Consider the following 26,567-nt stretch of genomic DNA (forward strand, 5'->3'; position numbering starts at 1 on the left):
TGTGAGCGGCGAGGACACGGGCGGTGGCGGAGGAGGAGGCGGCCGGCCTCTCACCCGCCGCCGTGTCCTCGCCCGTCACCCCCTCGCCCGTTTCCTGCTCCGCCGCACCGCCACCGCCGTCCTGCTCGCCGTCGGCGTGACCCTGGTGACGTTCGTGCTCACCAACCTGGTCCCGGGCGATCCGGCGGCGGCCGGCCTGGGGCAGCGCGCGATCGGCGATCCGGCGATCGTCGCCCAGTTCCGTCACCACTACGGCCTCGACAAGCCACTGCCGATCCAGTACGTCACCTACCTCGGCAACCTGCTCCACGGCGACCTCGGCGAGTCCCAGCAGAGCCACCAGCCGGTCCTCGACGACCTGTCCACCGCCGTCCCCGCCACCCTGGAACTCGCCGGGGCCGCGATCGTGGTCTCGCTGGTCGTGGGCGTGGCGTTCGGTGTCGTCGCGGCGCTGCGCCGGGACCGCCTCACTGACCAACTCCTGCGTGTCGTAAGCCTGTTGGGGGTCTCGGTGCCGACCTTCTGGCTGGCGCTGCTCGCCTTCTACGTCTTCTTCTACCGGCTCGGCTGGGCCCCGGGCAGCGGCCGTCTCGACCCCGGCATGACCGCCCCACCGCACGTCACGGGCCTCTACACGGTCGACGCGGCACTCGCAGGGCAGTGGCCGGTGTTCTGGAGCGCGGTGGGTCATCTGGCCCTGCCCGCCCTGGTGTTGACCGCGTACACCGTCGGCCTGCTGACCCGCTTCACCCGCTCCGCCGTCCTGGAGGTGCTGAACCAGGACTACGTCCGCGCGGCCCGGGCCAAGGGCCTGCCCGGCCGGGCCGTCCTCTTCCAGTACGTGCTCCGGGCAGCCCTCGTCCCCGTCGTCACGGTCGCCGGACTGGCCTTCGGGGCCCTGCTGTCGGGCACCGTCCTGGTGGAGTCGATCTTCGCCTGGCCCGGCCTGGGCGCCTACGCCTACCGCAGTGCGACCACCCTCGACCTGCCCGCCGTGATGGGCGTCGGACTGGTCGTCGGGCTGGTGTACCTGACCGTCAACCTCGCCGTGGACGTGCTGTACGGCGTGATCGACCCGAGGGTGAGGGTGCAGTGAGACTCAGCCTGTTGAAACGGCTGCCGCCCGCCTGGCGCCGTCCCCTCGCGGTCACCGGCGGCCTGGTCGCCGCGTTCTGGCTGGTGATCGTGGTCGCCGCCCCGCTGCTCGCCCCGCACGACCCCCTCGCGCAGGACCTGCCCCGGCTGGCCGCCCCGGGCGCCGGACACTGGTTCGGCACGGACGAGCTGGGCCGGGACGTGCTGAGCCGCGTCCTGTACGGCGCCCGGGTCTCCATCCCGCTCGCCCTGCTGCTGGTGGCCATGTCGCTGCTGGCCGGCGGAGTGCTCGGGGCCTGCGCCGGGTTCTTCGGGCGGTGGGTGGACGAGACGGTGATGCGGATCGCGGACCTGGTGTTCGCCTTCCCCACCGTCATCCTGGCGATGGTGGTCGCCGCCGCGCTCGGCGCCAGCCTGCAGAACGCGGTGCTGGCCGTCCTGGTCGTGTCCTGGCCGTCGTACGCCCGCGTCACCCGGGGCCTCGTCATGGGGCTGCGCAACCGTGAATTCGTGCTCAGCGGACGGCTGTTGGGCTTCTCCGCCTGGCGTTCGCTGCGCGTCGACATCCTGCCCAACGTGCTCGGCCCGCTGCTGGTCCTGGCCACCCTCGACATCGGTACCGCGACACTGCTGCTGTCCGGGCTGTCCTTCCTCGGGCTCGGCGCGAAACCGCCGACCGCCGAGTGGGGGGCGATGGTGGCGGACGGCACCCAGCAGTTCGACAAGTGGTGGATCGGGGTGTTCCCGGGCCTGGCCATCCTCACCGTCGTCCTCGCCTTCAACTTCCTCGGCGACACGCTCCGGGACGCCCTCGACCCCGGCACGGCCCGCACGATCGGCGCGGAGAAGGAGCGTGTGGCATGACCACTGCCACTGTGCTGGAGATCAGCGGCCTCACCCTCGATCTGGGGGGCCGTCGCATCCTCGGCGGTGTCGACCTCGCGGTACGGCCGGGGCAGGTGCACGGGCTCGCGGGAGAGAGCGGATCGGGCAAGACCATGACCGGTCTGGCGGCGCTCGGTCTGCTGCCGCCGGGCGCCCGCACGGGCGGCCGGATCGAGCTGGAGGGCACGGACCTGCTGACTCTGCCCCCACGCCAACTGGCCGCACTGCGTGGGCGATCGGTGAGCATGGTGTTCCAGGACCCGTCCACCAGCCTGCACCCCATGCTCAGCATCGGACACCAGCTCACCGACCACCTGCGCCACCACCTGAAACTGGACCGGAAGACCGCGAAGGAGCGGGCCGCCGCACTGCTCACACAGGTCCGGATCCCCAACCCCCGTGAGGCACTGGTGCGTTACCCGCACCAGTTCTCCGGCGGAATGCGCCAGCGCATCGCGATCGCCATCGCGCTGGCCTGCGAACCGAAGGTGCTGATCGCCGACGAGCCGACCACCGCCCTCGACGTGACCGTGCAGGCCGGCGTACTGCGACTGCTGCGCGGCCTCTGCGACGACCTGGGCCTCGCCGTCCTGCTGGTCACCCACGACCTGGGCGTGATGTCCGCGATCGCCGACCAGGTGAGCGTGATGCGGCATGGCCTGGTCGTCGAGACAGGCCCGCGCGGCCGGGTACTGACCGACCCGCAGCACGAGTACACCCGTACGCTCCTGGACTCGCTCCCCGGAAGGAGCACGGTATGACCCCCCACCCGACGGCCCCTCTCCTCTCCGTGGACGACCTCGTCGTCCAGTACCACCGGCCGGGCGCGCCGCCCACCCGAGCCGTCGCCGGGGTCAGCCTCCAGGTACGGGCGGGCGAAGTGGTCGGGCTGGTCGGCGAGTCGGGCTGCGGAAAGTCCACCCTGGCGCGGGCGGTCTGCGGGCTCACCGCACCCGCGGAAGGCCGGATCACCTACGCCGGCACGCCGGTACGCCCGCTGCGGGTGCGCCGCCGCGCCCCGGCCCTCACCGGCGTCCAGATGGTCTTCCAGGACCCGTACGGCTCCCTCAACCCGCGCCGCCGGGTGGGCGCGCAGCTCTCCGACGGCATCCGTACGGCCGCCGAGCGCGGCGAGGCGCCCGACGGGACATCGCCGGAGGACCTCCTGACCCGGGTCGGACTACCGGCGAGCGCCGCCGAGCGCTACCCGCAGGAGTTCTCCGGCGGCCAGCGGCAACGCATCGCCATCGCCCGCGCGCTCGCGGCCCGCCCCCGGCTGCTGGTCGGCGACGAACCGATCTCCGCCCTCGACGCCTCCGCCCAGCTCCAAGTGGCCACACTGATGAGGTCGTTGGCGGTCGAGTCGGGCGCCGGGCTGCTGTTCATCAGCCACGACCTGTCCGTCGTACGGCTGATCGCCGACCGCATCGCCGTGATGTACCTCGGGCGGATCGTGGAGACCGGCCCCACCGCCGAGGTCTGGGACGAACCGCGGCACCCCTACACGCGGGCGCTGCTGGCCGCCGTACCGCGGCCGGACGGGGCGGGAGTGCTGCCCGCCGAACTCCCCGGCGACGTACCCGACCCCGCCGACCCGCCGAGCGGCTGCCGCTTCCACCCCCGCTGCCCACAGGTCTTCGACGGCTGCGACCGCGAGGAGCCGCAGCTGATCGCCGGGGGCGTCGCGTGTCGCCTGTACACGGCGTGACCCGGGTGGGACGGCCCGCTCAGGAGCGCGGGACCGGACTCGCGTGCCCGCCCACGTCCGTATGCCCCATGCCCCGAGGCCGTCGGGTGCGCCGGGGGCGCCGGGGGCGCGCCCTTCCGTGACCCACCCGGGGCCGCGCCCCCGCCCCTGGGTGTGGCTCGCCCACTTCCTCACCGCCGAACCAATTCGCTCTGGAACCGCTCCACGACGACCCACCCCGAACAACGTGACCTCCCGGCGGCGTTCCCGGCGGCCCCGCGTCAGCGGTACCCCGCCGGTGGCCTTCCCGGTCGCACGACACCTCACGACTTCATGGAGCCCCGATGCGCGACGACGTCCACCCCCGCCACCCCGCCGACCCTGTCCCGCCCCTGTACCCGGCCGACCGGCTCCGCACCGCCCGACAGGCCACGGCCCGAGCCGGTCTGGACGCCCTGCTGATCTCGCCCGGCGCGGACCTGCGCTACCTGACGGGCTACGACGCCAAGCCGCTGGAGCGGCTGACCTGCCTGGTCCTGCCGGCCGACGGCGACCCCTTCCTGCTGGTACCGGCCCTGGAGGAACCCGCCGCGAAGGCGTCCCCGGCCGGTGACCTGGGCATCGAGATCACCGGCTGGCACGAGACCGACGACCCCTACGCGCTCGTCGCGGCCCGGCTGCCCGGCCGGACCGCCCGCTTCGGCGTCGACAACCGTATGTGGGCGGAGAAGACCACCGCCTTCCGCGCCGCCCTGCCGGGCGCCCGCCAGGAACTGGCCGGAGAGGTGCTGCACGAGCTGCGGATGCGCAAGACCCCGCAGGAGGTGGCCGCCCTGCGCCGGGCCGGCGCGGCCATCGACCGGGTGCACGCCCGCATGGGCGAGTGGCTGCGGGCCGGACGTACCGAACGCGAGGTCGGACGGGACATCGCGGACGCGATCATCGCCGAGGGGCACGTACGGGCCGACTTCGTCATCGTCGGCTCCGGCCCGCACAGCGCCAGCCCGCACCACGAACTGTCCGACCGCACGATCCGGTCCGGCGACCCCGTGGTGGTCGACATCGGCGGTACGACCCAGGACGGCTACTGCTCCGACTCCACCCGGGTGTACGCGGTCGGCGAGCCACCGGCCGCCTTCCGCCGCCTCCACGACGTGCTGTCCAGCGCCCAACGCGCCCAGACCGACGCCGTACGGCCGGGCCTCACCGCCGGGCAACTGGACGCCGTCGGCCGGGACATCATCACCGACGCCGGATACGGGACGTACTTCATCCACCGCACCGGACACGGCATCGGCCTGGAGAGCCATGAGGATCCCTACATCGTGACCGGGAACCCCCTCCCGCTCGCACCGGGCATGGCCTTCTCCGTCGAACCCGGCATCTATCTGCCCGACCGCTACGGAGCGCGGATCGAGGACATCGTGATCTGTACGGAACAGGGCGGGGAGCGCCTCAACCGCACGCCTCGGGACCTGGTCGTACTCCCCTGACCCGGCGCGAACGGAGCGGGAACGGAGCACTGACGGACCACGAGCGGAGGCAGGACGCGACGATGACCCAGGAGAAGACGCCCCCGCCATGGCGGAGCTGTTCGAGGCCCCCGAGATCGCGCACCGGCCCCGCCCGGCCACCCGTTCGGCGAGGCCACCGCCCGTGCCTGCCTCGCCACCGCCGACAAGGGCCGGCCGCTCACGCTGCGAACGTGGGTGTACGACCGCTCCTGACCCGAGCCGCAGCGTTCCATCACTCACCCACTCAAGGACTCCGTCATGCCCACTCCACCGTCCCGTTCCGCCCGTCCCGCAGCCGGTGACGGTGCCCGCCCGGGTGGGGCACCCGCCGATCTGGCCGAGGTGTGGGCGGTGATCACGGGCATGTACGCGGGCTACGTCGCGGGCGACCGCGAGCGCATCGACTCCTTCCTCGACCCCGAGGCCACCATCTGGGATTCCGCGACTCCCGAACTCCTCCGTGGCAGACGCGAATTGAACCATGTCCGAGACGCCCGCCCCACGACCGGCACCGGCCCCGCCGAAACCGGTCTCACGGCATACGACCAGGTCGTCGACGTCTTCGGAGACCTGGCCGTGGCCCGCTACTGGCTGAGGGTCGACTTCCGCACAGCCCCACCGGAACTGGCCCGCAATACCGCGATCCTGCGTCGCACCCATCCCGACGGCCACTGGCTCGTCGTACACCTGCACGAGGACATCCACAGCGCTTCGGAGCAGGGGAGAAAACCAGGCGACACAACACCCCCAGACCTTTGACGCGGGGCCGTGATTCCCCGCTGTTCCCCGCCGCATCCGGTGCGCCTGTGGTGCACGGGCGTTGTCAGTGTCTGCCCGTACGCTGCGGAGTGTTGGGGCGGTCTGCCGTCTCGGCAAGGAGAGCGCGCGAAATCACTGAGCCCTCTTGGTATGGGTGATCTCCGCGATGGCGCCATGGATTCCACGCGTGAGCGTCAGAGGGGCGTCATGGAGCCGTTTTACGGGGCCGGCGGCGTACGGGCCGCGGAACGCGGTGGACAAGGTGCTGAAGGGCGCACGGATGCATACGTGACTGAATCTCCACAGTGAATGCGCAACTGCGGCACGGGTGCATTCGGTTGGTGCGGAGTTGTCCTGGTCGGAGCCGCCGTGGCAATAGCTGTCGGTTTCCTATGCGGGGCTACATGTAGAGAAGCTGCCCTCAATTCGTGTACATGCGTGCATGGATGAGTAGTCGGCTGTTTCAACTGCCCTGCCGGGAGCAGTGACCGACTGGATGCCGGGCACGCTCCGTGATTTGATCCTTCGCGCCGCCGGGATCGCGCCAAGGTGTCCGGAAACGGATGGCGCGGGCCTGCGGTCGCGGCCCATCGGCTATCCCCAGCCTGGCCGCTCCCCCTTGTGGAACATCCATACGAAGGGCAGTTTCATCATGAACTCCGCTCCCCAGGTTCAGACCCTCGAAATCTCCGACGCCGAACTCGACACCGTTTCCGGCGGCCTGAGCCCGCAGGTCGGCATCGCCGCCGGTCCCACGGCGATCAGCAGCTCGGACCTCCTGGCTCAGTTCGGCGCGGTCAAGGACGGGGTCCTGGACACCGTCGGCCAGTACCACCAGGTCGGCGTCACCGTCTCCTTCTGATCGTCAGATCGCGGGACTTCCTGATCGCGGGATCGCCGATACCGGCAGCCTGACCGCCGATCGGCGTCCACGGTGACAAGCCCCCTACCCGCGGGTCTTCGCTGGTAGGGGGCTTGATCATTAGGGGTTGCTTCTTCTTGTCCCGGGTCTTGTCGGGGATCTCGGTGACCTGCGCTTTCCCTGCCCAGCAGGAGGTAGGCCCTTGCGCCTGGCGGTCGCCCTTGAGCGGCTTGGAGTGACGCCTGAGCACCCCTCGGGCGGCCCACATGCCTGAACTCAGGACACGCAGAGGGCACGCCTACCCTGGATTGGACTAGACAACAAACAAACCCCAGGCCACTGACCTGGGGTTTCTCTCTGGAGCGGGTGACGAGAATCGAACTCGCGCTCTCAGCTTGGGAAGCGACGGCGCTTGGGTGTCTGCGTGGAGGCTGACCTGCACGGATTCGTTGTGCGCGCGTCACTGCGCGGGCGTGATCGCACCGCCGTTGACCGTGGTTGTCCGGCCTTAAGGGCACGCTATGGGCACGCCGTTGATCCGGAGGCACCGGGAGTGCCCTCGGCGGCCGAAGGACGGGCGGCCTCCACAAGCGAGCCCTGGTCGAGTCGGTGCCGTTGCAGGAGCACACAGATGACGTTCAGCGGCGGCCGGACAACTCGGGACGGAGATGGGCCGGCGAGGCTCCCACAACACAGACCCACTCAGGATGTACCCCGCCGAGGCGGTGGAGCGGGCCGGATCCAGGGAGAGCGTCCGCCCGGGGGGTATCGGAAACGCACGTGAAGCCGCTTCCAGCCACCGGCAGAGCCGGTCTTCGACTCTGAGCGTCCGTCCTCAGGCGGACTTCACCCAGCGAGGGTCGCCCTGCCACGTCACGAGGCACCACGGTGTGCCGGATACGGGTGGCGTTCATGCCGAGCGCCGAGCGTACGGGCCCGGGTGCGCCGGGCTCGAACTGGAACAGGGCCTCGGTCTCGGAGTGTTCCGCCACCGTCGGTGGCACAGCTGCGTCCAAGGAACCGCCCGTGTCCACGTCTGCGTGCCGCTGACAGTGCTCACGACGTGTTCAGCAGTCGCCGGATCGCGTCGACCCGTGCGGCGATCATGCGGTTGCCGATCGCTGTCCCGGGGATCATGTGGGCCAGGTGGAAGGCCCCGCTGTAATGGTGCACCTCGGTGGGCACGCCCGCCTGAATCAACAGGCGCGCGTAATCAAGCCCCTCGTCGCGGGTGGGGTCGACCTGGTAGGCGGCCACCCAGGCGGGAGGCAGACCGATCAGGTCCTTGAGATCCGCGCGGGCCGGAGCCGCGTACACGGGCACGTCCGGACCGCCGGGCTGCGCCGTGTCACCGAGGTAGTACTTCCAGCTGTAGGGCGAGTTGGCGGCACTCCAGGTGGGGGTTTCGGGAAGGTTCCGCATGGAGTGGGTCTGCAGCCGGTCGTCCACCGTCGGGGCGTCCAGGAACTGCGCGGCCGGCACCGGCCCTCCGCGGTCCCTGGCGACCAGGACCAGGGCGGCCGCCAGCCCGCCTCCTGCGCTCTCTCCCAGGACACCGATGCGTGCGCCGTCGATTCCGTGGGCACGGCCCGCTTCGCCGGCCATCCAGAGAACGGCCGCGTAACAGTCGTCAAGGGCGGCCGGATAAGGGTTTTCAGGAGCGAGCCGGTAGTCGACGCCCACCACGGCGACACCTGCCCGGTCGGCGATCAGGCGGGCCTGGTTGTCCACACTCTCCAGTCCACCCATGACGAAGGCTCCGCCGCACAGGTAAAGCAGACCAGGAACGGGGCCGGTCCGATCGGCCGGGGCGTAGACACGCCCCCTGATGTCCGGCGCCCCCTGGTACCCGGGAATCGCGACGTCTTCGACGCGCAACGCCCTCGCTGACTCGTACTGTGGGGCCTGCCCGAGAAACCTTCTGGTCAGAGCCCGCATGCCCGGCACATCGGAGAGATCGAGGGCCGGAATCATCGGCGCTGCGGCAGCCAGCTCAGGATCGAGCACGTAATTCATACCGTTTTCCCAATCTGTGCTATTTCGTCTCTGCACTGTTCCAGCAAGAACGACCGACCTGTTCGCGAAACTCACACCGGTGATCACTGAACCGTGAAGTAGTGGCCGTCCTCGATGTCCGCGATGAGCCCGGGCTGCACCGGCTGCCAGCCCAGTCGCTGCTGGGTCCGGGTACTGGAGGCCGGGCTGTCCCGCGCGAGGACGGCGCCGAGGAAGCCGAAATGGCCGTCGGCCTCGTCCTGGGACATGCCGGTCACCGGCAGGTTCAAGCGCCGGCCGATGGCCTGGGCGATGTCCCGCACCGGCACGCCTTCGTCGCCGATCGCGTGCAGCCGGGCGCCGGCGGGAGCCGATTCCACAGCCAGCCGGAACAGGCGTGCGGTGTCCCGCCGGTGCACGGCGGCCCACCGCGAGGAACCGTCACCGACGTAGGCCGACACTCCCGTCGTCCGGGCGATGGAGATCATGAGCGGGATGAATCCGGCCCTGTCCTGCTCGCCGTGGACCGACTGAGGCAACCGCACCACCGACGTGCGCACGCCACGCTCGGCCAGTGCCAGCACCGCCTCTTCGGACGCGATGCGCAATGCGGGCAGTGACCCGGGGTCGGGCGGGCTGTCCTCCGTGCCTGCGCCACCCGTCGGGAGCACGCCGGTCGCGGAGGTGATGGCCAGGGGCCGGTCCGAGCCCACGAGCGCCTCGCCCAGCGCCTCGACGGCGCGTGTGTCGGTCCGGCAGGACGCCGCGAAGTCCGTCGTGTCGGAGATGTTGGTGAAGGCGGTGTGGACGACGCCGTCCGCCGCGGCCGCGCCACGGCGCAGGCTGTCCAGGTCATCGAGGTCGCCGCGGTGCACCTCGGCACCGGCGGACGTCAGTGTCGCGGCGGCGCTGTCCGAGCGGGCGAGACCAAGCACGTGATGCCCCGCGTCCAGCAGCTCACGGACGACTGCGGATCCGACGAATCCGGTCGCACCGGTTACGAACACACGCATGGAACACTCCTTGAGTCGAGGTCAACGGTCTACTCGTCCCGGCTGGTCGGCGGGCGCGAACTGGGGCAGGCGCGCCATGATGGCCCGGATCTCCGCGTCGTCGGAGACACCCTGGAAGTCATGGCGCGGGGTGTAGGGCGCTTCGAGCGCGCGGATCTCCTCGTCGCCCAGCTCCAGGGCCAGCGAGGCGACCGCATCGTCGATCTGCTGTGTCGTGCTCGCTCCGACGAGGGGGGCGGTGACGACCGGCTTGCTGTGCAGCCAGGCCAGGGCGACCTGCGCACGCCCGACACCCCGGGCGTCCGCGACGCGGCCGACGGCATCGACGACGGCGTGGTCGGATGCTTCGGTCCGCGCCGTGTACAGCATGTCGGCGAACCCGTCGTTGCCACCCCGCAAGGTCGACCTCGCATCGGACCACACGCGCGCGAGCCGCCCCCGGGCCAGCGGACTCCAGGCGACCGTGCCGACGCCCTCGTCCACACACAGCGGGATCATCTCGCGCTCCTCCTCGCGGGCGAGCAGGTTGTAGTGGTCCTGCATCGACACGAAACGGGCCCAGCCGTGCTCGCGCTGGAGATGCAGCGCCTTCGCGAACTCCCAGGCCGGCATCGACGAGGCACCGAGGTAGCGGACCTTGCCGGCCCTGACCAGGTCGTGCAGCGCTTCGAGGGTCTCCTCCAGCGGTGTCGTGTGGTCGTTGCGGTGGATCTGGTACAGGTCGATGTAGTCCGTACCGAGGCGCCTGAGCGAGTGGTCCACCTCGGTCATGATCACCTTGCGGCTCAGGCCCTTTCCGTTGGGGCCCGAACGCATCGGATTGCGCAGCTTGGTCGCGATCACGACGTCATCGCGGTCGGCGAAGTCCCGCAGCGCCCGGCCGAGGATCTCCTCGCTGGAGCCCTGCGAGTACACGTTCGCCGTGTCGAAGAAGTTGATGCCCTGCTCCAGGGCGTGCCTGACGAGCAGGCGACTCTCCTGCTCGCCCAGCGACCAGACCGGGTGACCGCGGTCCGGCTCGCCGTAGGTCATCGCGCCGATCGCGATCGGCGAGACATCGAGGCCCGTGCTGCCGAGCTTGACGTAGTCCACGAGGGTCCTTCCAGTTCTTGCAGTTCTTGCAGTTCTTGCAGTTCTTGCAGGTCAGTGCCGGACATCAGATCCGTACGGTCGTCTTGCCGCGGGCGCCGCCCCCGCGCGCCAGCCCCTCCGGAACCCCCTCCAGCGGAACTGTCCGCTGGACGGGGACCGCGATCCGGCCCGATGCGGCCTCTGCGGTGATCCGGGCGAGCAGGTCCGGCTTGTCCTGCATCATGTAGTTGCTTACGGCGATCCGTTCGGAGGCGAGCAGCTCCGGCGGCGCGGAGAAGGACACGGACGCCGCCGCGCCACCGTCGCGCACGAGTCCGGCGTACGCGCCGAAGCGGGCCGTGTCGCGGGTGAGGTCGAGGAAGGCATCGATCCCGTCGGGACGCGTCTTGCGGACCCGCTCCACGATGTCGCCGGCCGTGTAGTCGGCCGTCTCGGCGGCGCCGAGACCGCGGATCCACCGGGCGGCGTCGGGCCGGGCGGTCGCGATGACCTCCACGCCGCGGGCGGCCGCCAGCTGGACGGCGAAAACGCCCACCCCGCCGGTGGCGCCCGCGATCAGGACCGACTGACCGGCTCGCAGGCCGATGGCCTCGATGACGCCGAGGGCGGTCATGCCCGCGGTCGGCAGTGCCGCCGCGATCTCGGCGGGCATGCCGTCCGGGACCCGCTGGAGCGCCCCGCCGTCCGGGGCCTCCGGCACCACCACGTACTCGGCGAAGGTGCCGTGGCCCAACGGCGCGCGGAGGAACTGGCCGTGCACGGTGTCGCCGGGCCGGAACCCGAGCACGCCCTCCCCGGTCTCCGTCACCCGGCCCATCCCGTCCACACCCAGGACGAGCGGCGTCACGTACGGCATGGGCAGTCGGCCCTCGGCGATGCCCATGTCGACCGGGTTCAACGACGCCGCCGCCAGTTCGACCAGGACCTCTCCCGGTCCCGGGCCGGGGACGCGGAGCTCCATCAGTTCGGGCGTGTCACCGATCCGGTGCACCGCGACAGCACGCATGGCTCATCTCCTGTTCTGCGCCTGCTCTGCGCCTGCTCTGCGCCTGCTCTGCGGCGACTGTCCGCCGGTGGACGTACGAGGCGCCGACGGCTGCCAGTCAACCCGGCACGGTGGCGAACCTGAAGGACCGATTCCGGTGCGGTTGATACCCTGCGGGTATGAATGATCTGGAGACGCGGCAGCTCCGGTATTTCGTCGCGGTCGCCGAAGAACTGCACTTCGGACGCGCCGCCGAGCGGCTCGACATGGCGCAGCCACCGCTGTCCCGCGCGATCCGGGAGCTGGAGCGCCAGCTCGGTGTGGCGCTGCTGAGGCGCACCACACGCCGGGTCACGCTCACCCCGGCCGGGGAGGTCCTGCTGCGGGACGCCCGGACCGCCCTCGACGCGGTCAGCTCCGCCGGCCGACGCGCCCAGCATGCCGGCGAGCCCACGCCTCGGCTGCGGCTCGCGCTCAAGCCCGATGTCGACGGCGGGCTGCTGCCGCGGATCCTCGACGCGTACGCCGGAGAGGATGCGGCCCTGCCGGTCGACCTGGTGCTCGGCCGCGTCGGCGAGCAGGCGCAGGCGGTGCGGGACGGCCGTGCCGACACCGCGCTGCTGCTCAGCCCCTTCGACGACCGTGGCCTGGATTCCGAGCATCTGATCACCGAACCGTTCCTGCTCGCCCTGGCCGCCGCCGACCCCCTGGCCGCCCGCCCGTCCCTGCGGCTGGCCGACCTGGCGGGCCTCAGCCTTCCCGACGGCTCGCCCGCGGACCGGGGCCCCGGTATCGGCCGGCACGGCCGGACCGGGCCACGCGGCGACATGGCTACGGCGAGCACCGCGCAGGGCACCTCCGACCTGCCGGAGATCTTCCAGCTCGTCGAACTCGGCAGTGTCGTCTGCTTCTTCCCCGCCTCGCTCACCCGGCGCTATCCGCGACCCGAGATCGCCTACCGGCCGGTCGACGACCTGGAGCCGGCCGCCCTGGCGGTCGCATGGCCACAGGGCTCCCGTTCCGCGGCCGTCGCAGCCTTCGTCCGCACCGCAACGGCGGTCGCGGCGGCCACCCGACCCCGGAGCCGGGAAACACCGCGGACAGCAACTGCCTGATACGCCATCGCGGGCAGCTCGTACGAGGGCATCGAAGGGCCCTGCCGGACGGGGTCCTCGACCGCTCCGTGCCCAGCAGTCCGCCACCGAGCAACAGGCCGAACAGAACACACCCGCCTACCTGACGGCCACTGCCGTTCGGCTCCGCGAGATGCGACCGCAGCGGGCAGCCGAGGCCGAACAATGGTGGCCGACTGCGAACATGGCGCCGGTCGCGGCCTACGACACCGACGCGATCCGCACCCGTGACCGGCGTGACTTCCGTGCTGTGCGGCGATTGGGTCGTCTCAAGGCATTCCGGGTCCTGCCCGACGATCTGCCGCCGTGACTGGCTTCCGGCATCGAAGTTCCAGCCGGCGAAAGGGACTTCGACCGACACAACCTCCGCTGTGCACACAACGACGTTCAGACTTGCGCAGGGAACAGCAGGCTGAGGTCTCCTGACGCGGAGAGGCTCCGGCCAGACCCACGAAGCCGCAGGTCAAGCCGAGCTTCCGAGCCTGGAAGCGCTGCACGTACGGCTGCCGCCCGGAACCCGTGCCCACCGCGTGCCCGAACTTCGCCCGCCGATGTGCGTCGTGGTTGACGGCTGGTCATCGCGACGGGCGGCCGAGCGGTTCCAGGCCAGCCGGCGCGGGCCCGTCACCGGCGTGGGCCTGGTCGAGGGCTAGCGCGGAATCATCGCCCCCGCGTCGAGACCACCCCCGACGGCACCCTGGCCCGGGCCAAGCCGGTCGACCCGTCGTTCTTCAACCGGCCTGCTCTGCCCGTCTCCTACGCGGGCAACGACCTGTGACGCCTGAGATGGCGCCTCCCTGCACCATGGTGTGCAGGTGCTTGTCAATGCCATCCGTCCTCGTGCAGCAGCGAGCTGCGCTGGGTGCCCTCGAAGGCGTGGCCAGTCTTCTCCGCCACGCTCCCGTCCGCCAATTCTTGATCCACATGCGTGTCGGGGGCATCTGTGTCTCACTGGGAAGCGGTCTGCATGCGTCGATGGATCCAGTCAGTCAGTCCGTCCGCACGCTTTGAGGCTGCACGGCAGCCGTTCGATGTCCGGTATCCCCCTCGTGGCCGACGAGCTTGCGCTGCGCTCCGCTCGCCGGGCCCATCAGCCGGAAGGGATGACCATGATCAAAGGCGACGGCATCCGCCGCGACATTGCTCAGGTCGACGAGGACGAACTGACCGCATTCATCAACGCCATCAAGGGACTACAGAACCGCAAGTACCCGGGGGTCAGGGACGACTTCCCCGTCGGCGGTGTCAGCCTGTGGTTCAAGCAGGACGAGATCCATCAGGCCACGCATGTCCACGGCGGCCCGGAGTTCGTTCCCTGGCACCGGGAACTCTGCAACCGCTTCGAGCAGTTGATCCGGTCCGTCGACCCGCGGTTGTCGCTGCACTACTGGAACTGGACGACCGACCCCAGCGCGCTGTTCACGCCCACCGTGATGGGTTCGAAGAAAGGGGACGCCGGAGAGCCCTGGCTCAGCGCCGGCTTCTACAACCCGACGGCCGACCCCTACCGCGACGACAACGTCTTCGCCCCGGAACACGCCAACCCCTTCGACCCACCGCGCGCCCTCACCCGGGACATGACGGACGGCGTGCCCCAACTCGCCTTCAAGGACGCGGAGATCATCGCCGCCCCCGATTACCACACCATGCGGCTCAAGCTCGAAGGCAGCCACAACGACGCCCACGGCTACATCGGCGGCACCATCGGCGAACCCCACACGTCGTTCCGCGATCCGTTCGTCTTCCTGCTCCACTCGAACGTCGATCGCCTCTACGCCATGTGGCAGCACGCCGACCCCGTGACCCGCTTCGATCCCCGGACCGTCTACGGTGCCGCCGACCCCGAGGACCCGATGTGGTTCGCGCGCCGGCTCGGCCCCTGGGACGGCTCGGGGAGGATGCGGCCCTGGTCGGCGCCGGAGTTCGAGGAGGAGGAGAAGAACTACCTCGATCTCAGCGTGGTCACACCACCCCAGTACGACACGATCCCGCCGGTCGGGAACGGCGCGGCCACCGGGAAGAAGCTGGACGACCTGCGGCACCTGCTTGAGGACCCTGCCGTTCGGCAAGCTGTCAGGACTCTCCTGCCCGCGTAGGGCACATCGGGGAGTCCGGGCCGGCGTTGCCACCGACCGCCCCAACCACACCAGACAAGTTCCAGCCCCCTCTTTGTCGAGAGGGGGCTGAGAACTCCCCCGTTGGTCCGATCGGCCCAGCAGGAGGGAAGGCTGCGGCCCGGCGCGACCTTCAGGCACGTCACCGGCCCCGTCGGTGCAGTCGGTGGCCTACGACCAGGACGGCGGCGAGTTTGAACACCATCACGACCAGGACCGTGCCAAGGACCCAGGACGTCCAGTCCGAGGAGGTCAGCAGCGCGTCGGCCAGGCCCAGATGCACGGCCAGGGCGACAGCGACGAGCGCCGCGAGTCCTGCCCACCCCAGACGGCTGGGCCGCGCGGTCGCCGAGCCCGTGGTGGACGGGAGGTCGGCCACCGTGGACTCCTGCCACTCCACGCGCAGCTCGTCCCGCCTGCCGAATCGGCCGATGTGCGTGGTGAGGAGATCCTGCAGTTTGCGGAGATCTTCATCGGTGTCGGTCTCGACCCGTAGGACGAGTTCGCCCTCGGCGGCCCGGAGTTCGCACTCGCCCGTGGGCAGGGTGACCCTGCCGTGGGTGTCGGACCACTCGACGCGGATCTGATCCGGGGCGATGTCGAGTGGCTTGTGACGCGCGGCGGAGGCCGTTTCGTCAGCACCGTTGTGGTGGCTGCGCGGGCGGTGTCCCAGGTGGCGGCCCTTGTTGCTGAAGTGCTTGCAGAGCTGGACGAGATACCGGCTCGGACGGTCGGTCGGGACGTGGGCTTCGGCGATGGGCATGGTGATCCTCGGGGTCAGGTCCGGGTGACGGTGATGAGCCACGCCTCGACATGGCCGGGGTCGGCGGTGATGTCGATGGCGGACGGCTCGACGGAGTCGATCTGCCAGCCGTCCGCGAAGGCGGCTTCTACCCGAGCCCTGCTCACCTTGTGCAGCGGACCCCAGGCGCCGGGTTCCCGGTCGCTGATGCAGAGGATGAAGCAGCGCCCGCTCGGGCGCAGCAGGGTACGGAGGCCGTCGACGTACGCGGCGCGGTCCTCGTCGCCGAAGGCGTGGAAGAGGCCGCAGTCCAGGACGGTGTCGAACCCCTCGGCGAGTACGGCCAGTTCGCGGGCGTCGTGGAGCAGGAACCGTGCCGTGTGACCCCGCTCCCGTGCCTTGTCCCGTGCGGTACGCAGGGCGCGGGCGGCGAGGTCGATGCCGGTGGCGTCGAGGCCGAGACGGGCGGCCAGGAGCGTGTGCTCGCCGGTTCCGCACCCTGCGTCCAGCACCCGGCCCCGGAAGGCACCGGACGCGGCGAGGGCGGCGAACACCGGCTGGGGGCGGCCGATGTCCCAGGGAGGCGGGGTGGCGTACAGGTCGTCGGGTGAACGCGGAGCGGCTGTGCCCGGGCCGTGGGGCGAGGCTGCCATGGGTTCGTTCCTTCCGTTCCGGGCGGACGGAACCTCGTCCTCGCAGGAGTTCGGGTCCGTCGGGTGGCTGACTCCGCCAGATTTATCGAGACACAGTGTCTCCGTCAAGTCATGATGTATCGAGTAGGGCGTCTCGTACACTGCACGGGTGCCGAAGCTGTGGAACGAGACGATCGAGGAACACCGCCGCGCGGTACGGGACGCGGTGCTGGAGGTCACCGCGGGGTTGGTGGCCGAGCACGGGCTGCGCGGGGTGACGATGTCGCGGATCGCCGAGGGGACCGGGATCGGCCGGGCCACGCTGTACAAGTACTTCCCGGACGTCGAATCGATCATGACGGCGTGGCACGAGCGCCAGATCTCCGGCCATCTGCAAGAGCTCGCCGCGTTGCGCGGCCGGCCCGGCACCCCGGGCGAGCGGCTCATCGCCGTGCTCGACGCCTACGCCCGCATCCAGCAGCGACGCCACGGCCACGATGCGGAGATCGGCGCCTTGCTGCACCGCGGGGAGCACGTCGCGCACGCCGAGCAGCATCTGCGCGGGTTCATCCGCGGCCTGCTCTCCGAGGGTGTGGCGTCCGGCGAGGTGCGCGACGACGTGGCTCCGGACGAGCTGGCCGGCTTCTGTCTGCACGCCCTCGGGGCGGCGAGCGGTCTGGATTCCGAGGACGCGGTACGCAGGCTCGTCCTGGTCACGGTGGACGGGCTGCGTCCGGGCCACTGAGGGTGGCAGCGGGAGGCAGGCGTTACGGACCCGCTACGGGCAGAGCGCGGCAACCGGCGTCCAGCGGTGACGGAGTGCGGTCGCCGTCACTTCGGCCGGTGCGCGGCGAGTTGTTCGCGGGCCTCTGCGTACGTGTCGGTGTCGATCTCTCCCGAGGCATAGCGACGGTCGAGGATCTGCTCCGGGGTCTCGCGTTGGTGCGGAACGTGATCGGTTGTTCCCGGCTCTGCCGGTCTTTGTCACCGCGGGCACCAGCCCACGCTGGTGCTGACCGCCCGGCCCGTCCCCGGCAGGGCGGACGGGCCGGGCAGTCAGCGGGTGATCAGCCGACGTGCAGGGTGAGGGCCGCGGTGTGGAGCGTGCCGCCGGTCTGGAACTGCAGGAACAGCCGCCAGTTTCCGGACTGGGCGAACTCGGCGTGGAAGGTCAGCGCCGGGCCGCCGTGGTCACCGTCGACCTTGGTCTCCGGGTGGAGGTGGGCGAAGGCGAGGTCGCCCTCGTGGAAGGCGGTCAGGTGGGCGTAGGTGTCCAGGTAGGGCTGGAGGTCGGTGACCGGCTTGCCGTCCTTGGAGACGGTGGCGGTGAGCTGGTGGGCCATGCCTGCCATCAGGTCGCCCTTCACCGTCACGGTGTAGCCGTCGACGGCGGTGGTGCCGGACGCCTTGGGCAGGGAGGTGGTCATCGCCATGCCGGAGACCTTCACGGTGCGACTGAGGACGAAGTCCTTGCCCTTGCCGGTGCCGCTTTCCGGGGTGAAGGAGGCGTACAACCGCCAGGTTCCCGACTGTAGCGCCGCCAGCGGTGCGGTCCACGTGCCGTCCTCGGCGATGGTCGGGTGCAGGTGCTGGAAGCCGGTGAGGTCGGTGCGGACGGCGTAGAAGTGCATCCGCTTGGTCTGGTCGACGGCGAAGTCGGTGACCGGGTTGCCGTCCGGGCCGGTGATGGTGAAGCGGTAGTCGGTCGCCTTGCCGGCGGGGAGGCTGCCGGCCGTGGAGGTCATCCGGTAGCCGTCCTTCGCGGCGGCCAGGCCGTTGCCGGTGGCGGCACCGGCCATACCGGGCATCGACGCCATGGCGCCGGCCGAGGCGGACGGTGTGCCGCTGTGGTTCATGCCGGGCATGCCGGAGGTGTGGTCCGAGCCGGTGCCGGCGCCGCAGGCGGCGAGCGCCGGCGTGAGGACAGCGGTGGCTGCCGCGAGGGCATGGCGAGTCGTCCGGAGACGCTTGGACATGGGTGTGTCTTTCCAGGTGGGCGCCGTGATCTGGCGCGGGTGAACGTGAGACCTGTGCCGGGCCGCGGCGCTGAGCCGGAGCCCGGAGGTCCTGTCACGTCCGTGCGATGCACACCTGGAGCAGGAGGTCACGCCCGTCGGCCGGTGGCCCCCGGCGACGGCCGTCGCCGTACGCTCGCCGGACCCACGGCAGCAGAAGTGCGGCCGGGAGAACGAAGGCGACCGCGGTGAGGGGAGGCAGTGGCGTCTCGGAGCGGGGCGTGGTGGCCAGACACAACGCGCCCTGCATGGCCTCGTCCGCGTGCTCGGCGGCTTTCTCCTGCGCCGCCTCGGCGTGGCCGGAGCCGTGCGGGGCCATCGCGGCGAGCGCAGGTTGCACGGCCGCCATCTCGGACATGGACCCGTGGCAGCCGCCGTCGGCCGCGGCCGGGCCGCCGTGCATGAGGAACAGCCCGAGCAGCACGGCGACCAGCACGGCGGGCCGCACCACTCGGCGGTGGCGGGCCCCGGCCGTGCCGGGGGCGGGCTGCGTGACCATCACGGCTACACCTTACGGCGGGCGCAGTACAGGGAATGCGGGAAGCGGAGCCGACAGGGGGAGACGGCCGGGTGCCGACGCAGCTCAGTGCAGTCCTCGACGCCTCGGCCTCACATGGCCGTGCCGGCGATCCTCTGTCGGGACGGCATGGCTCTCTCCGGCCATCGCCTGGCTCTATCCGGCGCCGACGCTCTTCAGCAGCAGGTGGAGGTCGTGGGCGGCTTCGGCCGTGGCGAGTGTCACGGAGGTCAGGATGACGGCGGTCGCGGCGGTGAGTGCCGGGTGGCGTCCGAGGGGTGGGGCGAGGAGCGCGGCGACGCGGCGGGGTACCGGACCGGCCTTGGCGAGCGGTGCGCGGCGGCCGAGGATGCCGAGGGCGGCGCCCGCGGGACGGCCGAGGGCCGGGGTCCCGTGGGCGGCGAGGGCGGCCTTGCCGACCGTGCGGGCGACCCGCCTGCGGTCGCCGGTGACACCGGCCGCGCTCTCGTCGGCCCAGCGTTCGATGGTGTACGTGACGGCGGCGGCCAACGGGCGCAGCAGCGGGTTGGCGGCGGCGCCGAACTGAGCGAGGCCGACGAACACGTAGTGGTGGGCGCTCAGGTGGGCCCGCTCGTGGGCGAGCAGGATGTCGTGCTCGGTGTCGTCCAGGGTGTGCAGCATGCCGGTGGAGACCACCACGCGGCCGGGGAGTCCGGGCAGCGCGTAGGCATCGGGGACGTCGTCCTCCACGACGACCGTGCCGTCCCGTGCGGGCATGCAGGCGGCGTCCAGGGTGGCGGCCGCCAGGGTGCGGGCGCGCCGCCAGAGCATGCGGCCGGCGGTGAACAGGGCGCAGCCGAGCAGCAGACCCGCGACGAGCGCGACGGGGAGCCGGGCCGGGTCGTGGTGCCGGGCGGAGAGGGCCGACCAGTGGCCGAGGCCGGCGAGTTGGGGGATGCGGAGCAGGCCGGTGACGGCCAGGAGGCCGAGGGCGGTCGTGCTCGCCGTGCCCAGGACCAGGGACAGGCCGGTGAGCAGCCAGGTGGCGAGGCGGGGTTCGCAGCGTTCGGACAGGGGCCGCGCGGCGAGCGGCGCGACGAGGGAGAGCAGCAGCGGCAGGTAGACGGCGATGCGCATCGGGTCGGGCCCTTCTACCGGTCGCTTCTACCGGTCACTGTCCTGCTCGGCGGCGAGCAGTTGACGCAGCAGGTCGGCGTCCGTGTCGGAGAGGGTGTCGGCGAAGCGGGCGAGGACGGCTTCGCGGTCGGGGCGTTCCTCCAGCACGGTGTGCATACGGCGGGCGGCGAAGCCGGCGTCGTCGGTGACGGGGGCGTAGGCGTACGCCCTGCCACGGGGGGTACGGGTCAGGAGCCCCTTGGCGTGCATGCGGGTGAGGATCGTGACGACGCTGTTGTAGGTCAGCTCGCCGCCCAGACGTTCCGCCACCTCGCCGGGGGTCAGCGCGGTGTCGGCCTGCTGGAGGTGGTCGAGGATCTCGGCCTCGCGGGCACCGTTGGCCCGCTTGGGGCTCCGGCCGCGTGCGGTGTCGCTCATGGGGTGTGCCGTACTCCCGTTCGTCTTCCGTAACCCAACAGGCTCCTACGCGCGTGTAAAACCTCACTCGCGCCCCGAGTCTGCCATGCACCCACACCCCGGGGCACTCCCCGAGGTCACGCGCACGGGAGATGCGCAGGTCAGGGCCGAAGAGGTCGATCCGTGGCGTCGGTGGCCACCAGGCATGGGGTTCGCCTGCGCGGGTTGCGGCGCCGGCTCCCGGGCCTCTACATTCCCTACTCCCACACGCGTGTAAAAGTATGCTTCCTGCGGACGCGCCCTCACCAGGCCCGCAGCTCCCTCTCGCTCCCGATGCCCGACGAGGAGTCCTCGTGACCGAACTGTCCTATATCCAGGCCGTCGTCATCGGCGCCCTGCAAGGCGTGACCGAGCTCTTCCCGGTCTCCAGCCTCGGCCATTCCGTGCTGGTGCCCGCCTGGATCGGCGGCTCCTGGGGCCATCTGGTCACCGAGAACGCCACCGGAGACTCCGAGGGCTCCCCGTACCTGGCCTTCATCGTCGCCCTGCACGTGGCGACCGCGGCGGCCCTGCTGGTCTTCTACCGCAAGGACTGGGTCCGCATCGTCCGCGCCCTTGTCACCACCGTCCGTACCCGCAGGGTCGAGACCTCGACGGAACGCCTCGCCTGGTTGCTGATCGTGGCCACCATCCCGGTCGGCCTCACCGGACTGGCCCTGGAGCACACCTTCCGCACCTTGTTCGCCAAGCCGCTGGCGGCCGCGGTGTTCCTCACCGTCAACGGGCTGATCCTGCTGGTCGGAGAACGGCTGCGGCGCGGCTCGGAGGCCCGGCAGGCAGCCGCCCGGACGGCCGTGGTGAGCGCCGGTCCCGGGGCGGCCCTCGAAGCCGGCATCCCCGCGGAGTCCGCGAGCCGGCGACTGGACACCCTCAGCTACCGGGAGGCGGGCGTCATCGGCCTGTTCCAGACCCTGGCGCTGCTGGCCGGGATCAGCCGGTCGGGCATCACCATGGTCGGCGGGCTGCTGCGCGGCCTGGACCACGAGGATGCCGCCAAGTTCTCGTTCCTGCTGGCCACCCCGGTCATCCTGGCCGCCGGCCTCCTCAAGCTGCCGAGCCTCGCCGGGCCCGCGGCCGCGCACATCCACGGCCAGGTGATCGTCGGCTTCTTCACCGCCGCGATCGCCGCGTACGCCGCCGTGCGCTTTCTGTCCCGGTACTTCACCACGCGCACGCTCACCCCGTTCGCCGTGTACTGCCTGGTGGCCGGGGTCGCCAGCATCGTCCAGTTCGCCTGACGGCCCGGGCAGGCGGCGGCGGTGCCGTACCCGCCGCTGTCCCGGGCACTGCTACTCAGCGACAGGTAACAGGCGTTACATTTCCCTCTGTGTCCAGCCAGTCAAGCAAGCCCAGCCAGTCCCGCACGTCCTAAGCAGGCGGCAACGGGGCAGTGGCTCGTTCTCGTGGTGAAGCTGCCTGCGGAGCCGTCGCGGCACCGGGTGGGGGTCTGGCGGGAGCTGCGCAGGATCGGCGCGCTCTCGCTGGGGCAGGGCGTGTGGGCTGTTCCGGACGTGCCGGTCTTCGCCGGCGGTGTCAGCCGGGCGATCGTGCTCACGGAGCAGGCGGGCGGACAGGCGGTGGCCCTGACCGCGTCCGGACGCGGGCCTGAGGACGCGGCCCGCTTCCAGGCGATGTTCACGGCCGCGCGGTCCGCGGACTGGGCGGAGTTCCTCGCGGACTGCGGCAAGTTCGAGGCGGAGCTGGCCAAGGAGATCCGTATCGCCAAGTTCACGCTGGCCGAGCTGGAGGAAGAGGAGCAGTCGCTGGAGCGGTTGCGGCGCTGGCACCGTGACCTGACCGCACGCGACGTGTTCGGAGCTCCGGAGGCGGCCGAGGCCGGCGAACGGCTCAGGCAGTGCACCACCGCCTGCGAGGACTACGCAGAACGCGTCTTCGCCGCACTGCACCAGACCCTGGAGGGGGACCGGTGACCGCGCGGCCCGCTCCGGCCCGGCAGATGTGGCCGCTGTACGCGGCCGGGTTCACCACTGCCTTCGGCGCGCACGGCATCGCCGCCAACCTCGGCGGCCACAGCGCGGACGCGGTCACCTCGCTGCTGGTGCTGGGCGGCCTGCTCGCGCTGTACGACGGCGCCGAGGTGGTCCTGAAGCCGGTGTTCGGCACCCTCGCCGACCGGATCGGCGCACGTCCTGTCCTGCTCGGCGGCCTGGTCGCCTTCGCCCTCGCCTCCGCGCTGTACGTCCTCGCCGACAGCCCCGGCTGGCTCTGGGCCGCCCGCCTCGGCCAGGGAGCCGCGGCCTCCGCCTTCTCCCCGTCCGCCTCGGCCCTGGTGGCCCGGCTCAACCCGGCCGCCAAGCACGGCCGGGCCTTCGGCAGTTACGGCTTCTACAAGTCGATCGGCTACACCCTCGGTCCGCTGCTCGGCGGGGTCCTGGTCTGGGCCGGGGGACTGCGCCTGCTCTTCGCCGTACTGGCGGTGCTCGGCGTGGCGGTCGCCATCTGGGCCGGGCTCGCCGTCCCCGTCGTACCGCCGCTTCCCAAGGCCCGGCAGACGCTCCTCGACCTGGCCCGCCGCCTCACCGACCCGGTGTTCCTCGCCCCGACCGCCGCACTGGCCGCCGCCACCGCGGCTCTGTCGGTCGGGGTCGGGTTCCTGCCGGTGTCCGGCCGGGCGGCGGGGCTGGGCACGGTCGCCACCGGTGCCGCCGTGTCGGTGCTCGCCGCGACCGCCGCGCTGGTCCAGCCGCGCGCCGGGCGTGCTCTGGACGCGGGGCGGCTGACGACCCGCGCCGGCCTCACCGCCGGGCTGCTGCTCACCGCCGCCGGCCTGGCCTGCGCCATGCTGCCCGGTCTCGCCGGCATCCTCTCCGCCGCCGTCCTGACCGGCGCCGGTACGGGCCTGATCACCCCGCTCGGCTTCGCCGCCCTGGCCGCGAGCACACCCACGGAGCGCCTCGGCCAGACCATGGGTGCCGCCGAACTCGGCCGCGAACTCGGCGACGCGGGCGGCCCGCTGCTCGTCGCCACCGTCGCCTCGCTCGCCACCCTGACCTACGGCTACGGGGCACTGGCCGCCCTGATCGGGCTGGGCGCGGTGGTCGCGCTCGTGCGTCGTCGCCGGGTGTCGGCCGTATCCGAACCCGAGACGTGAACAGCCCTCGGCGTCAGTCCTGGTGCCGGCGGCGCAGTACGTGCCGCAGGACGAGGGCGGCGACCAGGGCGCCGAGGGCGATGAGTGCGTAGAGCTGGTAGCGGCTGATCTCGTCGTAGAGGGCGGTGATGTGGGTGCCCGCCACATAGGCCAGGCTCGCCCACAGGCCGACCCACAGCGCGGCGCCGAGGGCGTTGAAGACGAGGAAGCGACGCCAGGGCATGCCGCTGGTGCCCGCGACGATACCGTTGACCTGGCGCAGTCCCTCGACGAAACGGGCGACGGTGACGATCTTGCCGCCGTGGCGGGTGAAGAACTCCTCGGCGGCCTGGAAGCGCCGCGGCGTCAGGAACACGTAGCGGCCCCAGCGGTGCACGAAGGCCCGTCCGCCGGTGTGGCCGATCAGATAGCCGATGTTGTCCCCGACGACGGCGGCGGCGAACGCGATGACCGCCACGGCCACGATGTTCAGATCTCCTGCCCCCGCGTAGATCCCGGCGGCGATCAGGATGGTCTCTCCGGGCGCGGGGACGCCGAAGTCCTCCACGAGGACGACACCGCCGACGGCCCAGTAGCCGTAGTGGGTGAGCAGCGGGGCCAGGTGGGCCAGCGGGCCCGGAAGAGGCGGCGCCATGCCACCACCGTACGCGGCCACCGAACCCGTGTGCCGGTCAGCAGGGCAGGGCGAGGACGACGCTGACCCCGTGCTCGGTGTTCTCGGCGTGTGCGGTGCCGCCGTGGGCGGTGGCCACCGCCTGGACGAAGGCGAGCCCCAGGCCGGAGCCCTCGCCGGTGCGGCTGGCCTCGGCGCGGGCGAAGCGGTCGAACGCCCGGGGCAGGAACTCCGGCGGGAAGCCGCTCCCCTCGTCCGTGACGCACAGCCGCAGCCTGTCCTCGTGGACGGCGGCCGTGAGGCGGACGGTCCCGGTGCCGTGCCGGAGGGCGTTGTCGACCAGGTTGCCGATGGCGGGCCGCAGCCAGCGATCGTCGACGTCGATGATCGCGCGGGCGGCGTCGACGGTCACGGCCCGCCCCTCCCGCTCGGCGGTGCGCCGATGGGGGGCGACGGCGGCGCCGACGAGGTCGGCGAGGTCGGTGGGAGCCCGGCTGAGGTGCTGGGCGGTGCCGAGTTCCTCCAGGTCCAGCAGTGCGTTGGAGAGCTCGATCAGGCGCTGGACCTCGGTGTCCACCGAACGGAGGGTCTCGGTGAGTTCGCCGGCGGAGCGGGGACGGTGCAGGGCGACGTCGAGTTCGGCGCGCATCAGGGTCAGCGGGGTGCGCAGTTCGTGACTGGCGTCCGCGACGAACCGGCGCTCGCGTTCCGCGGACGCCGCCAGGCGGTCGAGCATCTGGTTGAGGGTGTGGCCGAGCCGGGTGATCTCGTCGTCGCGGTCGGCGGGCACGTCCAGGCGCAGGTTCTGGGCGCCGTCCGCGAGACCGGCGGCACCGACGCGGTAGCGCTCGACGGGACGCAGGGCGGCGCGCGCGGTGCGGTAGCCGACGTAGGAGGCCGCGATCAGGGTCAGGCCGGAGGCGAGGGCCAGCTGGGCGAGGAGTTCGCGCAGCGCCTCGTCGCGGTGCCCGCGCCGGACGGCGGCGACCACGATCCGGCCCTGCCCGCCGGCTGTGACGCGCCTGGCCTGCAGCCGCAGGGTGTCCGAGGTGATCGGCAGCAGGGAGCCGACGTCACGCCGGACGGTGGCTCCGTGCGCGGCGGCGCCCACCTCGGCCGGGGTCAGCAGCGACCGGTCGTGGAGGGCATCGCTGGAGACCAGGACCCGGCCCTGTGCGTCGAGGACCTGCCGGAGGCTGCCGCTGGGGCCGGGCGGGAGCTGTCCTTCGGCCCGTACGGCCTGATCGAGGCTGCGCTGGTACGTGGTCAGGTCGTCGTTCAGCTGCCGGTCCAGGGCGGCCTGGACCCGCCAGTAGACCAGGCCCGCCGCGCCCGCCAGCACCAGGGACATGGTGACGGCGACCGCCAGCACCAGACGGGCGACGACGGGCAGCCGCCGGAACCACGGCCACGACCGCCCGGCAGGACGGCTCACGGGGCGGTCTCCAGGCGGTAGCCGCGTCCGCGCAGGGTCGTGATCGTCGTACGGCCGAAGGCCCGGTCGACCTTGCCGCGCACCTTGGAGACGTGCACGTCGATGGCGTTGCTGCGCAGGTCGGTCTCGCCGTCCCAGACCTCGTCGAGCAACTGGAGGCGGGTGACCACGCACCCGGCGTTCTCCATCAGCACCCGCAGTACATCGAACTCCCGCCGGGACAGCTCCAGTTCGGCGTCCGCCCGCCAGGCCCGCTGCTGCTCGGGGTCGAGGACGAGGTCGCCGACCTGCAGACGCCCGGAGTGCTCGGGGCGCCGCCGGGATATCGCCCGCAGCCGGGCCAGCAGCTCCTCCATCGCGAACGGCTTGACCACGTAGTCGTCGGCGCCGGCGTCGAGCCCGGCCACCCGCTCGCTGATCGCACCACGCGCGGTGAGCAGGATCACGGGGACGTCGATGCCCTCGCCGCGCAGCGTCCGGCACACCTCGACACCGTCCATGCCGGGCAGCATCACGTCCAGCAGTACGGCGTCCAGGCGCGGATCGCGGGCGGCGGCGAGGCCGGAGGGCCCGTCGTAGCGGCCTTCGGCGGTGTGGCCGGACTCGGTCAGGTAGCGGACGACCAGATCGGTCAGGCGGGACTCGTCGTCGACGACCAGGCAGTGCATGCCGGTCAGGCTAACCGCGCGCCGGACCCTTCTCGGCCACCGGGAAGGCTTCATGGTCTGTTCATGTGACATCCCTACCGTCCTTCAGGTCGCGGTGCTCCGCGGACCGCGACCGGTCCCCGTCCGACGTGCCGTGACGGAAGGG

Annotated in this window: 27 protein-coding genes and 1 pseudogene; 14 read left to right on the forward strand and 14 right to left on the reverse strand. The window is 71.5% G+C overall.

Annotated features, from left to right (window positions below):
* The first annotated feature begins 1 nt into the window (after position 1).
* The 7 genes from SSP29_RS10065 to SSP29_RS55270 all read left to right on the forward strand — a co-directional run bounded on the left by SSP29_RS10065 (position 2) and on the right by SSP29_RS55270 (position 6,802).
* Positions 2 to 1,096, forward strand: a complete 1,095-nt coding sequence (locus SSP29_RS10065; protein WP_245883062.1) for an ABC transporter permease — start codon at positions 2 to 4, stop codon at positions 1,094 to 1,096.
* The gene (locus tag SSP29_RS10070; RefSeq protein WP_089100197.1) at positions 1,093 to 1,959 is read left to right on the forward strand and encodes an ABC transporter permease; all 867 of its coding nucleotides are present in this window, start codon (positions 1,093 to 1,095) and stop codon (positions 1,957 to 1,959) included. Before SSP29_RS10065 ends, SSP29_RS10070 begins: the two co-directional genes overlap by 4 nt.
* Positions 1,956 to 2,741 carry an ABC transporter ATP-binding protein gene (locus SSP29_RS10075; RefSeq protein ID WP_089100198.1) on the forward strand — a complete coding sequence of 262 codons (786 nt, stop codon included), beginning with the start codon at positions 1,956 to 1,958 and terminating at the stop codon, positions 2,739 to 2,741. The genes SSP29_RS10070 and SSP29_RS10075 overlap by 4 nt, the downstream gene beginning before the upstream one ends.
* The gene (locus SSP29_RS10080; RefSeq protein WP_089100199.1) at positions 2,738 to 3,688 is read left to right on the forward strand and encodes an oligopeptide/dipeptide ABC transporter ATP-binding protein; all 951 of its coding nucleotides are present in this window, start codon (positions 2,738 to 2,740) and stop codon (positions 3,686 to 3,688) included. Before SSP29_RS10075 ends, SSP29_RS10080 begins: the two co-directional genes overlap by 4 nt.
* 323 nt (positions 3,689 to 4,011) lie before the next feature.
* Positions 4,012 to 5,160 (forward strand): M24 family metallopeptidase, encoded by a 1,149-nt coding sequence (locus SSP29_RS10085; protein ID WP_089100200.1) that lies wholly within the window; start codon positions 4,012 to 4,014, stop codon positions 5,158 to 5,160.
* A gap of 279 nt (positions 5,161 to 5,439) precedes the next feature.
* On the forward strand, positions 5,440 to 5,940 hold the full coding sequence (locus tag SSP29_RS10090; RefSeq protein WP_089100201.1) for a YybH family protein: 501 nt from the start codon (positions 5,440 to 5,442) through the stop codon (positions 5,938 to 5,940).
* A 652-nt stretch (positions 5,941 to 6,592) separates the two neighbouring features.
* Positions 6,593 to 6,802 carry a hypothetical protein gene (locus SSP29_RS55270; RefSeq protein ID WP_089100202.1) on the forward strand — a complete coding sequence of 70 codons (210 nt, stop codon included), beginning with the start codon at positions 6,593 to 6,595 and terminating at the stop codon, positions 6,800 to 6,802.
* 1,056 nt (positions 6,803 to 7,858) lie between these two features.
* Here SSP29_RS55270 and SSP29_RS10100 read toward each other — a convergent pair.
* The 4 genes from SSP29_RS10100 to SSP29_RS10115 all read right to left on the reverse strand — a co-directional run bounded on the left by SSP29_RS10100 (position 7,859) and on the right by SSP29_RS10115 (position 11,908).
* Positions 7,859 to 8,818 (reverse strand): alpha/beta hydrolase, encoded by a 960-nt coding sequence (locus SSP29_RS10100; RefSeq protein WP_089100203.1) that lies wholly within the window; start codon positions 8,816 to 8,818, stop codon positions 7,859 to 7,861.
* An 83-nt stretch (positions 8,819 to 8,901) separates the two neighbouring features.
* Positions 8,902 to 9,810, reverse strand: a complete 909-nt coding sequence (locus SSP29_RS10105) for an SDR family oxidoreductase (RefSeq protein WP_089100204.1) — start codon at positions 9,808 to 9,810, stop codon at positions 8,902 to 8,904.
* Between the two features lie 21 nt (positions 9,811 to 9,831).
* Positions 9,832 to 10,902: an aldo/keto reductase gene (locus tag SSP29_RS10110; RefSeq protein WP_089100205.1), complete on the reverse strand. Its 1,071-nt coding sequence runs from the start codon at positions 10,900 to 10,902 to the stop codon at positions 9,832 to 9,834.
* A gap of 64 nt (positions 10,903 to 10,966) precedes the next feature.
* Positions 10,967 to 11,908: an NADP-dependent oxidoreductase gene (locus tag SSP29_RS10115; protein ID WP_089100206.1), complete on the reverse strand. Its 942-nt coding sequence runs from the start codon at positions 11,906 to 11,908 to the stop codon at positions 10,967 to 10,969.
* A 158-nt stretch (positions 11,909 to 12,066) separates the two neighbouring features.
* Between SSP29_RS10115 and SSP29_RS10120 the strand changes: the two genes are divergently transcribed.
* The 3 genes and pseudogenes from SSP29_RS10120 to SSP29_RS10130 all read left to right on the forward strand — a co-directional run bounded on the left by SSP29_RS10120 (position 12,067) and on the right by SSP29_RS10130 (position 15,116).
* Positions 12,067 to 13,002, forward strand: coding sequence for a LysR family transcriptional regulator (locus tag SSP29_RS10120; protein WP_089100207.1), 936 nt, complete (start codon positions 12,067 to 12,069; stop codon positions 13,000 to 13,002).
* 214 nt (positions 13,003 to 13,216) lie between these two features.
* Positions 13,217 to 13,330: pseudogene (locus tag SSP29_RS55275) on the forward strand (VapC toxin family PIN domain ribonuclease); the annotation flags it as partial.
* Positions 13,331 to 14,129: 799 nt separating this feature from the next.
* A complete protein-coding gene (locus SSP29_RS10130; RefSeq protein ID WP_218036899.1) occupies positions 14,130 to 15,116 on the forward strand; it encodes a tyrosinase family protein in 987 nt (328 codons plus the stop codon).
* Between the two features lie 160 nt (positions 15,117 to 15,276).
* Here the strand turns inward: SSP29_RS10130 and SSP29_RS10135 are convergent, their stop codons facing one another.
* Positions 15,277 to 15,897, reverse strand: a complete 621-nt coding sequence (locus tag SSP29_RS10135) for a DUF2218 domain-containing protein (protein WP_089100209.1) — start codon at positions 15,895 to 15,897, stop codon at positions 15,277 to 15,279.
* A 14-nt stretch (positions 15,898 to 15,911) separates the two neighbouring features.
* Positions 15,912 to 16,529 carry a class I SAM-dependent methyltransferase gene (locus tag SSP29_RS10140; RefSeq protein ID WP_089100210.1) on the reverse strand — a complete coding sequence of 206 codons (618 nt, stop codon included), beginning with the start codon at positions 16,527 to 16,529 and terminating at the stop codon, positions 15,912 to 15,914.
* Positions 16,530 to 16,677: 148 nt separating this feature from the next.
* Between SSP29_RS10140 and SSP29_RS10145 the strand changes: the two genes are divergently transcribed.
* Positions 16,678 to 17,253: a TetR/AcrR family transcriptional regulator gene (locus SSP29_RS10145; RefSeq protein ID WP_089100211.1), complete on the forward strand. Its 576-nt coding sequence runs from the start codon at positions 16,678 to 16,680 to the stop codon at positions 17,251 to 17,253.
* 86 nt (positions 17,254 to 17,339) lie between these two features.
* Here the strand turns inward: SSP29_RS10145 and SSP29_RS61145 are convergent, their stop codons facing one another.
* The 5 genes from SSP29_RS61145 to SSP29_RS10165 form a co-directional block, all read right to left on the reverse strand.
* Positions 17,340 to 17,429, reverse strand: a complete 90-nt coding sequence (locus SSP29_RS61145; RefSeq protein WP_167449909.1) for an SHOCT domain-containing protein — start codon at positions 17,427 to 17,429, stop codon at positions 17,340 to 17,342.
* Positions 17,430 to 17,575: 146 nt separating this feature from the next.
* A complete protein-coding gene (locus tag SSP29_RS10150; RefSeq protein ID WP_089100212.1) occupies positions 17,576 to 18,484 on the reverse strand; it encodes a DUF8832 domain-containing protein in 909 nt (302 codons plus the stop codon).
* A 94-nt stretch (positions 18,485 to 18,578) separates the two neighbouring features.
* Positions 18,579 to 19,022 (reverse strand): hypothetical protein, encoded by a 444-nt coding sequence (locus SSP29_RS10155; protein WP_089100213.1) that lies wholly within the window; start codon positions 19,020 to 19,022, stop codon positions 18,579 to 18,581.
* Between the two features lie 174 nt (positions 19,023 to 19,196).
* Positions 19,197 to 20,138 (reverse strand): M56 family metallopeptidase, encoded by a 942-nt coding sequence (locus SSP29_RS10160; RefSeq protein WP_089100214.1) that lies wholly within the window; start codon positions 20,136 to 20,138, stop codon positions 19,197 to 19,199.
* 27 nt (positions 20,139 to 20,165) lie between these two features.
* The gene (locus SSP29_RS10165; protein WP_089100215.1) at positions 20,166 to 20,555 is read right to left on the reverse strand and encodes a BlaI/MecI/CopY family transcriptional regulator; all 390 of its coding nucleotides are present in this window, start codon (positions 20,553 to 20,555) and stop codon (positions 20,166 to 20,168) included.
* 332 nt (positions 20,556 to 20,887) lie between these two features.
* Between SSP29_RS10165 and SSP29_RS10170 the strand changes: the two genes are divergently transcribed.
* From SSP29_RS10170 to SSP29_RS10180, 3 genes are all read left to right on the forward strand, one after another.
* Entirely contained in the window at positions 20,888 to 21,832 is a 945-nt protein-coding gene (locus SSP29_RS10170; protein ID WP_089100216.1) for an undecaprenyl-diphosphate phosphatase, read from the forward strand.
* Positions 21,833 to 21,997: 165 nt separating this feature from the next.
* Positions 21,998 to 22,525, forward strand: a complete 528-nt coding sequence (locus tag SSP29_RS10175; protein WP_089100217.1) for a Chromate resistance protein ChrB — start codon at positions 21,998 to 22,000, stop codon at positions 22,523 to 22,525.
* Positions 22,526 to 22,551: 26 nt separating this feature from the next.
* Positions 22,552 to 23,706 carry an MFS transporter gene (locus tag SSP29_RS10180; protein ID WP_089100744.1) on the forward strand — a complete coding sequence of 385 codons (1,155 nt, stop codon included), beginning with the start codon at positions 22,552 to 22,554 and terminating at the stop codon, positions 23,704 to 23,706.
* 13 nt (positions 23,707 to 23,719) lie between these two features.
* Here SSP29_RS10180 and SSP29_RS10185 read toward each other — a convergent pair whose 3' ends face one another.
* Genes SSP29_RS10185 through SSP29_RS10195 form a run of 3 tightly spaced genes read right to left on the reverse strand, consistent with a single transcriptional unit; the run spans position 23,720 to position 26,422 of the window.
* Positions 23,720 to 24,340: a DedA family protein gene (locus SSP29_RS10185; protein ID WP_089100218.1), complete on the reverse strand. Its 621-nt coding sequence runs from the start codon at positions 24,338 to 24,340 to the stop codon at positions 23,720 to 23,722.
* A gap of 37 nt (positions 24,341 to 24,377) precedes the next feature.
* Positions 24,378 to 25,754: a sensor histidine kinase gene (locus tag SSP29_RS10190; protein ID WP_089100219.1), complete on the reverse strand. Its 1,377-nt coding sequence runs from the start codon at positions 25,752 to 25,754 to the stop codon at positions 24,378 to 24,380.
* Complete coding sequence (locus tag SSP29_RS10195) at positions 25,751 to 26,422, reverse strand: response regulator transcription factor (protein WP_089100220.1); 672 nt, start codon at positions 26,420 to 26,422, stop codon at positions 25,751 to 25,753. Before SSP29_RS10195 ends, SSP29_RS10190 begins: the two co-directional genes overlap by 4 nt.
* Positions 26,423 to 26,567 lie beyond the last annotated feature (145 nt).

It is taken from the genome of Streptomyces hyaluromycini, from assembly GCF_002217755.1.
Classification (GTDB): Bacteria; Actinomycetota; Actinomycetes; order Streptomycetales; family Streptomycetaceae; genus Streptomyces; species Streptomyces hyaluromycini.

What these genes read in the sequence shown, in the direction of transcription:
- SSP29_RS10160 (WP_089100214.1), bottom strand. Translation starts at nt 20,138, where the DNA reads ATGCGCATCGCCGTCTACCTGCCGCTGCTGCTCTCCCTCGTCGCGCCG.
- SSP29_RS10075 (WP_089100198.1), top strand. Translation starts at nt 1,956, where the DNA reads ATGACCACTGCCACTGTGCTGGAGATCAGCGGCCTCACCCTCGATCTG.
- SSP29_RS10085 (WP_089100200.1), top strand. Translation starts at nt 4,012, where the DNA reads ATGCGCGACGACGTCCACCCCCGCCACCCCGCCGACCCTGTCCCGCCC.
- SSP29_RS10100 (WP_089100203.1), bottom strand. Translation starts at nt 8,818, where the DNA reads ATGAATTACGTGCTCGATCCTGAGCTGGCTGCCGCAGCGCCGATGATT.
- SSP29_RS10150 (WP_089100212.1), bottom strand. Translation starts at nt 18,484, where the DNA reads ATGTCCAAGCGTCTCCGGACGACTCGCCATGCCCTCGCGGCAGCCACC.
- SSP29_RS10120 (WP_089100207.1), top strand. Translation starts at nt 12,067, where the DNA reads ATGAATGATCTGGAGACGCGGCAGCTCCGGTATTTCGTCGCGGTCGCC.
- SSP29_RS10090 (WP_089100201.1), top strand. Translation starts at nt 5,440, where the DNA reads ATGCCCACTCCACCGTCCCGTTCCGCCCGTCCCGCAGCCGGTGACGGT.
- SSP29_RS55270 (WP_089100202.1), top strand. Translation starts at nt 6,593, where the DNA reads ATGAACTCCGCTCCCCAGGTTCAGACCCTCGAAATCTCCGACGCCGAA.
- SSP29_RS10080 (WP_089100199.1), top strand. Translation starts at nt 2,738, where the DNA reads ATGACCCCCCACCCGACGGCCCCTCTCCTCTCCGTGGACGACCTCGTC.
- SSP29_RS10135 (WP_089100209.1), bottom strand. Translation starts at nt 15,897, where the DNA reads ATGCCCATCGCCGAAGCCCACGTCCCGACCGACCGTCCGAGCCGGTAT.
- SSP29_RS10180 (WP_089100744.1), top strand. Translation starts at nt 22,552, where the DNA reads ATGTGGCCGCTGTACGCGGCCGGGTTCACCACTGCCTTCGGCGCGCAC.
- SSP29_RS10195 (WP_089100220.1), bottom strand. Translation starts at nt 26,422, where the DNA reads ATGCACTGCCTGGTCGTCGACGACGAGTCCCGCCTGACCGATCTGGTC.
- SSP29_RS10155 (WP_089100213.1), bottom strand. Translation starts at nt 19,022, where the DNA reads ATGGTCACGCAGCCCGCCCCCGGCACGGCCGGGGCCCGCCACCGCCGA.
- SSP29_RS10130 (WP_218036899.1), top strand. Translation starts at nt 14,130, where the DNA reads ATGATCAAAGGCGACGGCATCCGCCGCGACATTGCTCAGGTCGACGAG.
- SSP29_RS10185 (WP_089100218.1), bottom strand. Translation starts at nt 24,340, where the DNA reads ATGGCGCCGCCTCTTCCGGGCCCGCTGGCCCACCTGGCCCCGCTGCTC.
- SSP29_RS10165 (WP_089100215.1), bottom strand. Translation starts at nt 20,555, where the DNA reads ATGAGCGACACCGCACGCGGCCGGAGCCCCAAGCGGGCCAACGGTGCC.
- SSP29_RS10140 (WP_089100210.1), bottom strand. Translation starts at nt 16,529, where the DNA reads ATGGCAGCCTCGCCCCACGGCCCGGGCACAGCCGCTCCGCGTTCACCC.
- SSP29_RS10115 (WP_089100206.1), bottom strand. Translation starts at nt 11,908, where the DNA reads ATGCGTGCTGTCGCGGTGCACCGGATCGGTGACACGCCCGAACTGATG.
- SSP29_RS10105 (WP_089100204.1), bottom strand. Translation starts at nt 9,810, where the DNA reads ATGCGTGTGTTCGTAACCGGTGCGACCGGATTCGTCGGATCCGCAGTC.